The sequence below is a fragment of the Streptomyces sp. NBC_00224 genome (genome assembly GCF_041435195.1).
Taxonomy (GTDB): Bacteria; Actinomycetota; Actinomycetes; order Streptomycetales; family Streptomycetaceae; genus Streptomyces.
In genome coordinates this window covers 710,165-724,238 of the sequence record NZ_CP108106.1, presented here as the reverse complement: position 1 = coordinate 724,238, position 14,074 = coordinate 710,165, and the positions used below count along the sequence as shown (strand labels likewise).

The 14,074-nt window shown below is 69.0% G+C and carries 13 protein-coding genes; 7 read left to right on the top strand and 6 right to left on the bottom strand.

Annotated features, from left to right (window positions below; genetic code table 11):
- Positions 1–3 precede the first annotated feature (3 nt).
- On the top strand, positions 4–744 hold the full coding sequence (locus tag OG965_RS03390) for a 2-phosphosulfolactate phosphatase (RefSeq protein ID WP_371648951.1): 741 nt from the start codon (positions 4–6) through the stop codon (positions 742–744).
- 174 nt (positions 745–918) lie between these two features.
- Here OG965_RS03390 and OG965_RS03385 read toward each other — a convergent pair whose 3' ends face one another.
- Positions 919–2,232 (bottom strand): SgcJ/EcaC family oxidoreductase, encoded by a 1,314-nt coding sequence (locus OG965_RS03385; RefSeq protein WP_371648950.1) that lies wholly within the window; start codon positions 2,230–2,232, stop codon positions 919–921.
- 180 nt (positions 2,233–2,412) lie between these two features.
- Here OG965_RS03385 and OG965_RS03380 point away from each other — a divergent pair, with 180 nt between their 5' ends.
- From OG965_RS03380 to OG965_RS03370, 3 genes are all read left to right on the top strand, one after another.
- Positions 2,413–2,940: a MarR family winged helix-turn-helix transcriptional regulator gene (locus tag OG965_RS03380; protein ID WP_371648948.1), complete on the top strand. Its 528-nt coding sequence runs from the start codon at positions 2,413–2,415 to the stop codon at positions 2,938–2,940.
- Between the two features lie 328 nt (positions 2,941–3,268).
- A complete protein-coding gene (locus OG965_RS03375) occupies positions 3,269–3,931 on the top strand; it encodes a deoxynucleoside kinase (protein WP_371648947.1) in 663 nt (220 codons plus the stop codon).
- Between the two features lie 346 nt (positions 3,932–4,277).
- Positions 4,278–5,594, top strand: coding sequence for a phospholipase D-like domain-containing protein (locus OG965_RS03370; protein ID WP_371648946.1), 1,317 nt, complete (start codon positions 4,278–4,280; stop codon positions 5,592–5,594).
- A gap of 116 nt (positions 5,595–5,710) precedes the next feature.
- Here the strand turns inward: OG965_RS03370 and OG965_RS03365 are convergent, their stop codons facing one another.
- From OG965_RS03365 to OG965_RS03345, 5 genes are all read right to left on the bottom strand, one after another.
- Positions 5,711–6,622 (bottom strand): hypothetical protein, encoded by a 912-nt coding sequence (locus OG965_RS03365; RefSeq protein WP_371648944.1) that lies wholly within the window; start codon positions 6,620–6,622, stop codon positions 5,711–5,713.
- 21 nt (positions 6,623–6,643) lie between these two features.
- A complete protein-coding gene (locus OG965_RS03360; protein ID WP_371648942.1) occupies positions 6,644–7,183 on the bottom strand; it encodes an SWIM zinc finger domain-containing protein in 540 nt (179 codons plus the stop codon).
- Between the two features lie 189 nt (positions 7,184–7,372).
- A complete protein-coding gene (locus tag OG965_RS03355) occupies positions 7,373–8,560 on the bottom strand; it encodes a hypothetical protein (RefSeq protein WP_371648940.1) in 1,188 nt (395 codons plus the stop codon).
- A gap of 265 nt (positions 8,561–8,825) precedes the next feature.
- A complete protein-coding gene (locus OG965_RS03350) occupies positions 8,826–9,218 on the bottom strand; it encodes a hypothetical protein (RefSeq protein ID WP_371648938.1) in 393 nt (130 codons plus the stop codon).
- 438 nt (positions 9,219–9,656) lie between these two features.
- Positions 9,657–10,307 carry a TetR/AcrR family transcriptional regulator gene (locus OG965_RS03345; RefSeq protein ID WP_371648936.1) on the bottom strand — a complete coding sequence of 217 codons (651 nt, stop codon included), beginning with the start codon at positions 10,305–10,307 and terminating at the stop codon, positions 9,657–9,659.
- 124 nt (positions 10,308–10,431) lie between these two features.
- On the opposite strand from OG965_RS03345, the gene OG965_RS03340 reads away from it, so the two are divergent.
- From OG965_RS03340 to OG965_RS03330, 3 genes are all read left to right on the top strand, one after another.
- Positions 10,432–11,223 (top strand): alpha/beta fold hydrolase, encoded by a 792-nt coding sequence (locus OG965_RS03340; RefSeq protein ID WP_371648934.1) that lies wholly within the window; start codon positions 10,432–10,434, stop codon positions 11,221–11,223.
- A 504-nt stretch (positions 11,224–11,727) separates the two neighbouring features.
- Entirely contained in the window at positions 11,728–12,096 is a 369-nt protein-coding gene (locus OG965_RS03335) for a hypothetical protein (protein ID WP_371648932.1), read from the top strand.
- Positions 12,097–12,500: 404 nt separating this feature from the next.
- Positions 12,501–13,058 carry an RICIN domain-containing protein gene (locus OG965_RS03330; RefSeq protein ID WP_371648930.1) on the top strand — a complete coding sequence of 186 codons (558 nt, stop codon included), beginning with the start codon at positions 12,501–12,503 and terminating at the stop codon, positions 13,056–13,058.
- The last annotated feature ends 1,016 nt before the right edge of the window (positions 13,059–14,074 follow it).

Genomic DNA, 14,074 nt, shown 5'->3' with positions numbered 1-14,074 from the left:
TTCATGCAGGCAGATCACGGGGTGCGGTTCGATTGGGGACCTGCTGGTGCGGCTGCTCTGGCGAAGGACGCTGCCTGTCTTGTCGTCGTCGATGTGCTGTCGTTCACGACATCGGTGACGGTCGCGGTGGAGTCGGGGACTCGGGTGTTTCCCTACCGCTGGAGGGACGAGACCGCAGCGGTATTCGCTGACGAGCTGGGTGCCGGCCTGGCTGTGGGGCGGAGCAAGGCCACCGAGACGTCACCGTGGTCGCTGTCACCGGCCGCATTGCGACGTGCCCCCTTCACTCCTCGGCTGGTGCTCCCCTCACCCAACGGATCCACCATCGCCGCGGCGGCAGGGGAATCGATGGTGGTCGCTGGATCGCTGCGGAACTCGACCGCTGTCGGCCGTTGGCTGGCCGATCGGGGCTATGGAACGGCCGAGCGGCCTGTCGCGGTGATTGCCTCGGGCGAGCGCTGGCCCGACGGCAGCCTCAGGCCGGCGCTTGAAGACCTGCTCGGCGCCGGAGCTGTGATCGCCGCGCTGCGCCGATGCGGCCGGGACCAGCTCTCGCCGGAAGCAGCCATGGCGGCCGCGGCCTTTGACGGTGTGCCGAACGCCGGTGTCGCTGTCGCGGACTGTTCCTCGGGACGTGAACTCATCGAGTGGGGTTATGCCGACGACGTCGCCATCGCAACGGAGCTGGATGCCTGCGCAGTTGTCCCCGTCCTCACTGGTGGCGCGTTCACTGCCGCCGAGTAGGCGCAGCCTCCTGGGAATGCCCGTCGGGGTCGGCGGAGATCGCCGACTCGGCGACGGTGATCCTGCGGCGGATGCCCTGGAGTGGTGGGCGAACCTTCTGGACCCGATGAGCGAGGCCCGACTCCGGTGGGGATGCCATCGGAGCCGGGCCGCGACGGGCGGGCGTCCGGCGCGTCAGCCGGAGAAGACCTGGGTGTTCTGCGCGGCCGCGATCCGCCAGCGGCCGTTTTCCTTGGCGAGGACGTACATCGGGCGGCCTTCCGGCTGGTCCTCGATGGGCTGTCCGTCGAGGGTGACCGGCCGCTGGCGGACGTTGACCGCGGCGACGTCCGGGCGGACGAACAGGATCCGCACGACCTCGTAGGTGGCCGTCGACTGCTTCATCGCGCCGGGCAGTACCTGGCGCGTGAAGTCGTCGATCTCGTCCCAGCCCGACAGCCGCTTGCCGTGCGCGGTCGTCCACACCGGGTGCTGCTTGCGGAAGTTGCTCATGAACGCGTCGACGAGCTCGTTCCGCTGCGCGTACTGGACGCCCGCCACGAAGCGGACGATGGCCTCGACGTCGGCCTGCTGCCCGTCCGCCGCACCGAACACCTCGATGCCGTTCGTGTCCACCTGCGGGTACGAGAGTTCGCTTACGTCGGCGACCGCTCCCGCGCGCCGCGGCAGCCAGCCGAGGCCTTCGCGCGCCGCATCTCCGCTGACGGTCTGGTCGAGGGCGAGCGCGTCGGCGAACGGTGTGCCGAGCTCCGCGCGGGCGTCCTCCAGAGGCCACGACTGCGGCTCGCCGCCGACCCCGGCCGCCGCTCCGGCCGCTGCCGCGAGGTCGCGTACCAGGACCGCGGATTCGGCGACACCATGCCACAGGCTGCCGGCGGGCGCCTTCTCGACGGTGGCGACGAACAGGTCGGCCAGGTCGTCGACGTGCACCATCGGCCAGTGCACGGCCTCCTCGCCGACATACCTCGGGGTCCCGTGCTTGCGAGCGAGGTCGACGAGCAGCGCGGGTATGCCGCCGCCGTTTCCGTGCACGATGCCGGGGCGGATCACCGTTGCCCGCACGCCGGCTTCGGCGGTGTCGAGCACCTGGCGCTCGATTGCCGGACGGTATCCGACGATCGGCAGCGGGTTGACCGGGGCGTTCTCGTCGGCGGCGTCCGGGCCAGTGGCGCCGAGGACCCATACGCCGCTCGCGTACACGAACGCGCGCCCGGTGCCGCGCAGCGGGTCGGTGAGCGCGGTGATCGCTGCGGCGTCCACCGCGGCGTCGCCGGTCGGGGGCGCGAGGTTGACGACGGCGTCGATGTCGGAGGTGACTGCGCGGGTGAGTGAGGCGGGGTCGGCCAGGTCTCCGACGCGCTGCTCGTGTCCGGCGTCCGGGCGGTGGGCGTCACGTACCAGCGCGACCACCTGGTGACCGGCGTCGGCCAGATGCGCGGAGACGGCGGAGCCGATGTAGCCGGAGGCGCCGATGAGAAGGACCTTCACGGGAATCACCTTTCGCGGAAGCCGAGCACCCTGGTTGAGCGTCGGTCGAAAACTTCGATGTCGAAATATTAGACACGAGGCTGCCGCGATGTCAAAAACTTCGACGTCGAAGTGTTAGGCTCGTGGCGAAGTCGGATCGACGGCCGGCCCGGCGAGGCAGGACCCCACAAGGGAGGACACATGGCGGCAACCCCACCGGGCGACGGCGTGGACGCGATCATCCGGCAGTGGCAGCAGGTCCGGCCCGACCTCGACTGCTCGCCGATGGCCGTGATCGGCCGCCTGTCACGTGCTTCCCGCCTGCTTGAGCGGGCCCTCAAAGAGCACTTCGCGCAGTACGGCGTCGAGCCGTGGGAGTTTGACGTCCTCGCGACGCTCTACCGCTCGGGCCAGCCGTACACCGTCAGCGCGGGAGAGCTCAGCACGGCCGCGATGGTCAGCTCGGCGGCGCTCACGAACCGCATCGACCGGCTCGTCGACAAGGGCCTCGTCGACCGCGAGCTCGACCCCACCCACCGGCGCCGCGTCCTCATCTCCTTGACGGACGCAGGCATCCGCGCCACCGAGGACCTCGTAGAACACCACTTGGCCAACGAGGAACGCCTCCTCGGCGGCCTGGCTCCCACCGAGCGCAAACAACTCGTGCAGCACCTCCGCACCCTGCTGATCTCCCTCGGCGACCAACCGCAGACACCGACGACGGACTGAGGCGATCATGGCCGCGGCGGAGCCCGCGAGACTCTGCCGGAACGGGTGCCCGGGGTGGGAGGCGGTGCTCTGGCCGGTACGGGGCGAGTGGCCGTTTATCCTTCAGGGTGGCCGCGGGAGGGTGGGCGCTTCGCGGTAACGGGGCACCTGCGCAACGGCCGGTCCGGCCGGTCGAGGACTCCGGCCTGCGTCGGGGCCTTGGCCTGGACGAGGACCACATGATGCTGAGCACGAAGGCCGTAGGGGAGTTGAGTGACCCCGCCGGCCTGCGTCTCAGCGATGTGGGCCGCCCGCCCGCACACAGATGACCCCCGGGGAGAAGTGAGGTATGGCAGTGATCTGCGTCGGAGGCATGATCGGGATCGGTAAGACGAGCGTTGCCGAAATGCTCGCGAAGGAGCTGGGCAGCACGGTCTTCTACGAGAGCGTGGAAGACAATCCGATCCTTCCGCTGTTCTACACGGCGAGCCCCGAGGAGATCCAGGCGAAGCGCTACCCCTTCCTGCTTCAGCTGTACTTCCTGCAGACGCGGTTCGCCTCGATCAAGGAGGCGTACAAGCAGGGTGACAATGTCCTGGACCGGTCCATCTACGAGGACTGGTATTTCGCCAAGGTCAATCACGATCTGGGCCGGATCAGCTCCCTTGAGATGCAGGTGTACGAGGGGCTGCTCGCCGAGATGATGCGCGAGATCGACGGCCTGCCGTACCGCAAGGCACCCGATCTCATGGTCTACCTCAAGGCGGACTTCCAGACGGTACTGCACCGCATCGGGCTGCGGGGCCGCGACTTCGAGCAGGACGACACTCTCGTCGAGTACTACCGCACCCTGTGGTCCGGCTACGACGACTGGGTGCACCAGCACTACTCGGCCAGCGACGTCCTCGTCGTCGACATGAACCACACCGATGTGGTGAACAACCCTGAGGATGCAGCCCGCGTGGGGCGCGAGGTCAAGGATGCCCTGGCCGCGGCCAGGCGCCGCGTCTGAGCCCGTTCCGGGGGATCGGCCGGAGAGGAAGGCGCGCATCGCGGCGGCGCGCCCCGGTATCCCTGGCGTCGCCGACGGGTACCTGTCGGGTATCGAATATGCCTGGTACGGGGATGAGATGCCCATTCGGCTGCCGTCCACCGACCGCCTCGCCATCGAAGCCGAGTGAGCGGTCACCGGACGTCCGCCGGCACCGGCCCGTGCGGCCCACCTGGCAGACGTCCGGCTTTACCGCTTCCCGGCACTGCTGCGGACAAGGGCACCACAAGACTGGTCTGGATCTGCTGTTCCCGGCGAGGTAGGGGTGCCCCGAGCCCCGGGTATACGGCTGTATAAAGTGTGCGGCATGAAGACGCCCCGATCTCTGCTCGCCCTGGCGCTGGGAGTGCCCGCCCTGTTCGCGGCCGCTCCCGCCCCTGCCGTTGCCGATCCGGTGCCGCTCGTCACCACCGGCGCGGTGTTCAACAACCCGACGGGGGACACGGCCGCCCAGGACGCGGTGTTCGGCCACATAGCCCGGCTCGTCGACGGGGCCCAGAGGGGCTCGGACATCAAGATGTCGATGTACGTGCTCGGCTCGGACTACCTCGCGGCCCGGCTGACCGCGGCGCACCAGCGCGGCGTGAACGTCCAGGTCGTCCTGGACAACGAGAGCCTGCTGCACTGGGCGGGCAAGGTCACGTACCCGAAGCTCGTCGAAGGCCTCAAGCCCGCTACGGGGTCCGGCACTTCATGGGTGCGGGTCTGCGCGGAGAACCAGGCGTGCCTCGCCAAGGACCCGAACCCGGGCGACTCCTTCCACGGCGTCAACCACAACAAGTTCGTGCTCTTCTCCCGCACCACCGGCAGTGGCACGGGCACGGTCCCGGTGGACAACGTGGTCGTGCAGACGTCCGCCAACCAGACCCCGTGGGACCGGCAGCACGCTTTCAACGACGCGCTGACCGTGGCCGGCAACACCGCGCTGTACGCCGCGTACACCGGCTACTTCAACGACCTCGCGGCTGCCCAGGCCGGGACGAAGGCGCAGGTCGCCGACTACCCGACGGAGTATCCGGCGGGCAACGCGAAGGCGTACTTCTTCCCCCGGGCCGCCTCCGACCCGATCCTCAACATCCTCAACACCGTCGACAACCCGGTGAACGGGCAGCCCGCCTGCTACGGAAACTCTCCGGGCCACGGCACCGAGGACGGCCGCACCGTCGTCAGGGTCGCGATGCACCAGATCACCCGGCCCGAGGTCGCGAAGAAGCTGTGGGAGCTCGACGACGCGGGCTGTTACGTCGACATCGTCTACCGCTACCTCGACGTCGAAGGGGCCGGTACGGCGATCGCCGACCAGCTGTCCAAGCCGACCAGGTTCGGCGGGATCGCCCTGCACCGCCTGGACGACGCGGACGACGGCGACGGCGACCCGACGACGCGGAACGCGACAGCCACGCACTCCAAGTACCTTCTGATCGACGGGACCTACCTCGGCAACGCCGACCAGAAGATTGTCTTCACTGGCAGCCACCCGTACACGAAGAGCGCGTTGACGACGAACGACGAGGCGCTCCTCAAGTACGACGACGCGGCGGTGCACGACGCCTACCGCGAGAACTTCCGCGCCCAGCGCGCGCTGGCCGACCAGCAGGTGGCCCGCGTCGGATCCCCCGGCTGACCCTCGACCACATCGAGGAGACCAACGAGATGCCCGCATCCGCCTCGGCCTGATCCGGTCGGCGCGTCGCGGTGGACCGTGCCTGGGGTGGCCGACGGAGAAGAGGTGCCCCATCGTCACAGTCCGTGCTGGTCAAGGATCTTCATCAGGTTGCGCTTGCGTTTTTGATCCGTCCGCAGGGCGCCGAGATACTCGGTGAACTCCTGCTCGGTGCCCAGCGTCCTGTGGCAGGCGCGGGCGCCGAGCAGCAGCCGGGCCATCTGCTGGTAGGCGCGGTCACCGGTGGTCTTCTTCAGCGGTTCGACCAGACGCAGGTAGACGGCGAGGGCGTCGGCGGGGTGTGTGTCGGCCGATCGGTCGGCGAGGGTGAGCCACTGCCCCGCGTCGGCGCCGTCGTGCGCGGCCCGCCAGGCGGCGTCCAGGTCGCCGTCGTCGACCAGGGCGTCGATCAGCACCGGGCCGCCGTACCCGCCGCGCCGCTGCCGTCGGGCGTCCTCGCGCAGCGCTTCGAGGGCAGTTTCGCGTTCGTGGTCCCAGCAGCCGGCGGCCTTGGCCGCGGTCCGCAGTCGCTGGTAAGCATCGAGCGAGTGGTGCGCGAGGAAGCGGTCGCGGCGCACGGCGACCAGGGCGTCCACATCGCCCTCCGCCTTGACCAACCGCTCCAACAGGTACTTCTCCGCCCAACCGGACGGCTTGCGCCGCCGTGCCTCGGTCGCAAGGCGCCGCACCCGGGCGAGCCCCGCCTCCCCGAGCACCCCGCGGTAGTCGTACACATCGATGTCCATGGCGTCGCCCAGGTGCCCGAGGAGGTGGCCGACCAGCCATTGGGCCAGGTCGTCCGGATCGGGCCGCGCCGCGCGGCACGCCTGCAGGTGGGCCTCGGTGAGCCTGGAGGCGACCTCTGCGACGGCGCCGTCGGAGTCGTCGATCTCCTCGTATGTCCGGCAGAGCGTCTCGATCGTCTCCCGGGCCAGTGCCGCGGCGTCCGCCGGCCGGCCGTTCGCCGTCAGCGTGTGCAGCGCGGCCACCGCCTCCTGGGCCTGCCGGGCTTAGGCGTGCGCGTCGGCGTACTCGACGTAGCCGTACCGCGCGAAGGGGCGGGGATCGAGCAGGGCGAGGACGCGGTCGCGGATGGTGCCGAGGTCGGAGCCGGCCGCCGTGGCCCGCAGCTCCAGGCGGCGGCGCAACTCCCGGTCGTCGGTGAGCTGTTCCCGCAGCAGTGTCAGCAACTCCTCGCGGGACAGCGCCCGCAGCCACGCTTCGAGCGCGTCGGCCCTGGCTGCGGCGGCGGCCCGCTGCCGCGGGATCGCCTCCGCCTGCCGCAGCACTGTCATTCCCACCGCCACACAGTGCTTGCAGAAGTGGCCCTCCTGCCCGTACGGGCAGGAGCAGTCCCCGAGGACTGCGCTGCCGCCGTCCAGGGTGAGCTCGACCTCGTAGACGTCGGTGCCCTGCACCCTGGCGGTGATCCAGCTCTCCCCGACCTCCAGGCCGGCCACCGCGTCCAGATAGCCCAGCGCCCGCTGGAAGGAACGGGTCCCTGCCCGGGCACGCAAGTCGTCTTCGTCGAACCCCACTTCGTGCGCCACGCCCCCATTCAACCGGACTTCAACCGGACTTCAATCGGAGGTACCCGCGGTTCGGACCCGGTTCCCCGGCTCCGAACCGCGGTATGCCCAACCTGAAGGGCCCCGGGGAGAAGACGCGGCCCCGGGGCCACGCCTTCTCCCCGGGCAGGGGATCAAGTCGATCTCGCTCGTCCCGCTCTTGTCACGTCCCTACTTGTCGATCCAGACGCCGAAGTCCCGCCAGGCCGTGCCGAAATCCTGGAAGGCGAGGCGGGCACCCAACGAGCGGGTTACCGTGCCCTTGGCGATCGCGCCACCGTTCGCCGCGGCCGAGTACACCGGGCCGCCGCTGTCGCCGCCGCGCGCGGCCTCCTGGCCGTTCGTCTGCTCGGCCTCCACCAGGTCCTCGGAGTCGTTGTAGAAGTAGAGCACCTTCAGGTTGCAGACGGGGCCGCCGGTCGCCCCCGCACTCGTGGCGCCCGACTGGCACAGGAACTCGCCGGGGTACACCCAGTCCCAGCCCTCGACCCGGACGCCGCGCTCGTCGCCCCGCCCGCCGGTGTACATGAAATTGTCCACATCGGAGGTCGGGATCAGCATGATGTCGTGCGGGTCGTTGGCGGGCCCGGGTGAACCGATGTAGGCGTCCGCCCCGTTGGTGTACCGGTCACCTGCCTTCCCGCAGTGCTCCGCAGTGAGGATGTACTGTGCGCCGCTGCTGTTGCGCACCCCGAAACCCGACGTGCAGTTGGGCGCGCCGTTGTTCTTCAGGAGTGCACCGCCCGACCACGGGAAGGAGTCGTTGTCGCGTGAGCGCTCCTTGAGCGGTGCCTCCTCGACCGTACGCACCGGAACGCCCGCAGTATCAGCCAGGGCGCCAGGCGCGGGTGAGGCAGCGGCCCCGGCGCGTTTCGTCCCCTCGGTAGCGAGGACGAGCCCGCTGCCGTCCGTCGGGATCTTCACCGTGTGCCCCAGGCCGGGTTGTTTGCGCAACTGCGCCTGCAGCCGCTCGGAGGCGGACCTGAGCTCGTTCAGTGAGTAGCGCGCGTCCGCCACGCGCACCGGGGCCGTGCGCCGTGCCTCCTCGATCGTGCGCTGGACCTTGACGGGTATCTCGCCCTTCCACCACAGGGCGACCCGGTCCTGCTCCAGTCCGATCCCGGCGAAGCCGGCGTAACTGCCGCGCTCCAGCTGCCATCTGATCTTGTCGGCGGCGGCCACCAGCGGCCGCTGCCGGTTCATCTGGCTCAGCGTGTCCTTGGCGACGACCTCGTCGACCGTGACGGCCCTTTTCTCACGCGGCTCCGCGTTCGCGCTCGTGCCCTGCCCCGCCGTACCGAGCAGCGCCGTGCTGAGGACCACCGCTCCCGTGGCGAGCAGCGCCATGTTGCCTCGCATCGATCCGCCTCCTTGTGGCGTCCGCGCGACGGCACTTCACCGCCGCGACCACCGGAACGTAGGCAGCGGCAATCAATGGCGTATAAACGGGCGATCAATGCGGATCAAGGCGGATCAAGGCGGACGAGGTGTCCGCCTTCCGGGACGAGTGCGCGCTGCTTGCGTCCCCTGTGCCGCTGCCATCTGGCGGCCGAGCAGCGACGGCCCCAGGGACACGGCTTTGCGGAGCAGCAGGCCCTGACTGCCCCCAGGGCTTGGGGGGCGGCTATGCAGCGCGGGTGATGGTCAGAATGGTCCCGGTGTCCCGTGCGACAAGGCGCATGGTGAAGCCGTTCTCGGTGAGGGTGTCGGTGGACTCCCGCGGGCCATCCGGCTTGTCGGCGATGGCCAGTTGTGCGGAGATCCACTCCTTGTGCCGAGTGGTCGCCTTTCCGTCCAATGCGATGTCCGCGCACTCCGTCAGGGTGGCTGCGACCTTCTCGGACATCGAGTTCAGGGCCATGCACTCGGCGCGACGCGCTCGGCCGTCGTCGTCGCCGTTCATCCGCACCCAGAAGGTGAACCCTTCTGGGAGGACGCGCTTCGCCTCCATCGGTCCCTGACCGTAGCGGCCCGACCGGTGGACCTCCATTCCCCATCGTGTGGCGATCTTGCCCATGATCGCGCGCGCCGTGGGACCGGGGAACGCCGGGGAGCTCCACGTCTTTGTCGGCGAGGGTGAGGGCGTGGCAGACGCGGTTGACGACGAGTGCGGGGTCCCCGCCGACTTGCCTGACTGATCGTCACTGGTCGTGCAGCCGCCCAGCAGGGACGCTGAACACGCCAGCAGGCCGCCAACCACACGTATGCGGAGGCGGATGCCTACTGATCCAGGCTGGCTGGTGTGATCACTCATGAGGCGCCACCTTAGCCGCACGGCCTGTCCGCCATTCCTTCAGCTGAGGTATCAGCCCGAGGAACGGACCCCACAGCCGCAGGCTGGAGAGCACCCGGCACGAAAATGTGGCTTGACCCTCGGAGTTCCCCACGTACGGCCAGTTGGGGCGGCACTCTACGTTTACGTCAGGCGCGGCCAGTGGATGTGAGCAGGTGGCCGTCAGCAGGGTGCGGACGGCGACGCCGGCGCCGGGCTGCCTGGCGTCTGCGGCCACGCAGCCATCGCCGCGTCGACCACGCGATCCAGTGCCTCCCGCCCCGCCCCGTCGCATGCCTGCTGGTTCATCCCCTGGATGACCGCCGCGTAGAAGGCCGCCAGTCCGTCGGCGTCCACGTGCGCGGGTAGCAGTCCCGCGTCGATGTCGGCGCGGATGCGGGCGGCGATCGAGGTCTTGGTTTCCTCGCGCATTTCGCGCAGCTTGGCCTTCACGTCCTGCGAGCCGGGGCCGCAGTTGGTCGCCGCCGTGATGATGAGGCAGCCGGGCGGGTGACCTGGGTCGGTGTAGTCGGCGGCGAGGTGCCGCAGCATCGCGGCGATGTCCGATCGGGCTTCCGGGCCTTGTGGCAGCGGGGCTCCGTACGTATGGACGTAGAGCTGCACGGCTTCGTCGAACAGCTGTCGCTTGTCGCCGAAGGCGGCGTACAGGCTCGGCGGTTTGATCCCCATCGCCTCGGTGAGCGAGGCGACCGACGTCGTCTCGTAACCGTGGATCCAGAACTCCCGCAAGGCGGCGGCCAAGGCCTGGTCGCGGTCGAAGGCGCGTCGGCTCCGCCTGGGGGCGGCCTTGGTCGGGGTTTGTCCGCTGCTCATGACCACAGCCTACCGCCAGTCCATAGCGATCGCTAAGGAAGTTCTGTTAGGGTCGGTCCACCGCTCAGCTTTAGCGACCGCTAAAGATAAGTGGCGGCCAGTCGACCCACGAGAGGCAACTCCGATGACCACGACCACACCCGCCGCCTTCGCCCGCACCGTCCGCGGTGCCGGCCCCGGCCTCCTCCTCGCCCATGGGGCGGGCGGCGGCATCGAAGCCAACTACGGACCGATCATGGAGGAGCTCGCCGCACAGCACACCGTCGTTGGGGTCGACTACCCCGGCTCCGGCGCTACCCCGAAGGCCCAGGGGTCGCTGGAAATCGACGAGCTTGTGGAACAGCTGGTGGCGGCGGCCGACGCCGAAGGGCTCGATACCTTTGCGGTCAGCGGGTATTCGCTCGGCGGCCCCGTCGCGATCCGCCTCGCCGCGCGTCACCCTGAGCGGGTCAGCTCACTCGTGCTGAGTGCGACGTTCGCGTACGCCGACACGCGCACCTCCCTCGCCGCCTCCATCTGGCACCAGCTGTTCGAATCCGGTCAGCACACCGTGCTCGCCCAATACCTGAACCTGATGGCGCTGAGCGAACCGGTCCTGAACTCCCTCACCCCGGCCCAGGTCCACACCGCCGCCGAGCAGCTCGCGCCCGCCATCCCCGTCGGCACCGGAGACCAGGTCGACCTCGTCCGAAGGGCCGATGTCCGCGGCGACCTCGCCGCCATCGCGGTACCGACGCTCATTGTCGTCACCACCGGCGACCCGCTCATCTCGCCGAGCCTCCAGCGGGAGCTCGCCGCCGCCGTCCCCACCGCTGAGATCGCCGAACTCCCGACCGGACACCTGCCATTTGCGGAGCGCCCGCAGGAGTGGGTGAAGCTCATCGGCGACTTCCTCGCACGGAACCGAAAGCACTGACCGGGCCGGTGGGTGAGTGGGTGGGTCGGTCGGTCGGCAACTCCCTCCCTATGGAGGGACGCACCGTAACCGTCGGCGGCCAGATCCCCCCACCAACTGGCCGCCGACGGGGAATCCCAAGGGTCTCGCCGGGTGTGCGCCCGCAAGGTGTGTGAGATCGACCAAGCCCTACCTCCTCCTGTGTCGGTCCCTTCGGCGCTGCCGCAAGATTGCCATCGCGAAGTTCGCCTGGCGGGGCCGTGAACGCCTCGGACTGCTCCGTATCAAGGGCGCCGCGATCACTTTGCACGGCGATGCGCTGGGATGACGAGGTGTGCTCCCTGGCTGAGCTCGCGTCCAAGGAGGTCGCCTTCAGTGTGGAGGGGGTAGATGTGGTGATCGCGTGTGCATTTCGGGGAGATGGCGTGATCTTGTAGACCGGAAAACGACTGTTGTGGTTTGTGGCCAGGCCGTAGAAACGGGACGTCATATCGCGTTGGCTGTTTCGGATCCAAGGAGCCCACTATGTCTCGCCTGCGTACCACCACGATCGCTCTCGCCGGTGCTGCTGCGGTGTTCGCCCTCACGGCCGCGCCCGCCCAGGCGGCTCCCGGCGACGTGACGACCACCTGCGCGAGCAGCGCCACCCCGGCAGGCTACGTCGACGTCAACTGGGGCTACAGCAACAGCTGCGGCGGCCAGAACTTCGCCCCGAACATCAAGCAGATCAAGCAGCTCACCGGCCTGCCCGTAGGCACCGTCGTCCAGGCCTGCGGGTCCGCGTACTACCCGACCGGCTGGGTCCAGACCGCCTCGTACTACAGCGGCTCGTGCGTCGCCTTCCCGAACTCCGGCTTCAACAACAACGCCTGGACCCTCAAGCGCGTCTCCTGATCACACCTTCCGATCCAGCCCCGCCCCGCGACCGCATCAAGCGGGGCGGGGCTGGCGGGTTCACCCAGCGGGTACTCGCGTCTCAGCGGGGTGTGAGCGCCCAAACGGCTGCGCGCGCCCGGTTGAACCGGTGCGGCGCGGACCATCTGGCCGTTACGGAGAAGGTCTCGGCTAGCAGTTCGCGGTGCAGCGTGAAGACGTTCACACGGTCATGCAATTGCGTGACCGTCGACAGTCCCTCGTCATCACTCCGGATGTCTGGACACCCTGATCGCCCGGCTGACTGAAAACGCGGCCGGTGACGGGCGCCCGGCGGCACCCCCTTATTCAGGGGATGTACACCGCCGGGCGCGAAGACCAGAGTTGAGCATTGTCTGAGAGCCACCCGTGAGGAAGGACTACGGATGAACGTTCGTACGACCCATCGGCTCGGGCTCGCGATCGCGGCGGCTGCGACCGCTGCACTGACTCTGACCGGTACAACGGCCACGGCAGCACCGTCAGCAGGGACGCAGGCCCCCGGCATCTCCAGCTTACGGAGCGTGGCCAGCCCGGACGGAAACAAGTGCGTGGGACTGGCCAACAACGGCAGCACCGCCAACGGAACCCAGCTCGTCCTGTGGGACTGCCATCTCCACCCCGATCAGTGGTGGTACAAGGGTGACGACGGCGTCTCCCTGCGCAGCTACGCGTCCGGCTATCCGAACGGCAAGTGCGTCGGGCTGGCCAACAACGGCAGCACCGCCAACGGAACACGTCTGGTCCTGTGGGACTGCCACCTCCACCCCGATCAGTGGTGGCGCATGCAGGATCTGGGGGATGGCACCTTCGCCCTCGCCTCCGGAGCGGGCCAGAACAAGTGCGTGGGTTTGGCCAACAATGGCAGTACCGCCAACGGGACCCCGCTCGTCCTGTGGGACTGCCACTACCACCCGGACCAGCGATGGTTCACGCGCGCATAGCACTGCTGCGCTGATGCACCCGGGGCCGGCGGACTCAGTTCAGAGCACCGGCCCCGGCCGTACCTCACAACCGCCGTAGGAGCGAGGCCGGATCCCGTCCCTCCCTGCCGGTACACGCCGACCCGGAGCACAGCCCGTCCGCCGAGCCCACTGCACTCTCCCCAGTGGGCGGGATCCGCCCAACGGCCCGCCCTCGGCTGCTCCAGTCGCTGGGTGAACTGGGGGCCCGCGCCGAGGGCGGCGGCGACCTGTTTTTGCATCTCGCCCGGGCCCTCGCTCGCCGGATCGAGGGCCGTGCGGCCTTCGGGTGAGGACTCCAGCCGCTCCGCACCAGCCGCGACGCCTCGGCTCCGGCCGCCCCGCCAATGGCACCCGTCGCCCCGTTCGATGCCTGAGCCGGCAGCTCCATGACCCGGGTCGTCGATATCGACTCAGGTCCTCCTGTGAATTGGCCAGCAGAGTCGAACGGGCCGAAACCGGCTGGGCGGTCGGGCAGTTTGCCGACCTCGACCCATCCGACCACCACCCGGTCCTGGCCCGTACCGACGGAGATCGATCGCATTCACTCCCGCGCGTTCGATGCCGCTGCCCGCCTCGCCGACGCCACTGGAGACGTCGCCGTGGTTCGGGAGAGTGTCTGGGTCTACCCAAAGCCGACCCCGACCCGTTGACGGTGCCGCTCATCGACCCCCCCATGCCGGACCGCGCCGCAGACGGCGACATGCGACTTGGTCGAATGCGTCAACTCTCGTTTATGTGAGGGGTCGTTCGTGTCGTTCCCGGTTGGTTTGGCTGCACTCGGTGAGCTTGCTAGCGTTCCGCTTCACCACGACAGGCGACCGGAGGGGACCAAGGATGAGCCGCCCTCCTCGCTTCGCCCCTCTCGAAGACTGCCCTTCGAGCTTCGCGGACTTTGCCGCATGGCATCGCGAGGCGTGGGCTCGGTACAAGGATGTCTTCGCGTCGTTGTTTGAAGATCCGCTGTCGGCCTCCTTCCAGGAGCGGCAGCGGCACGG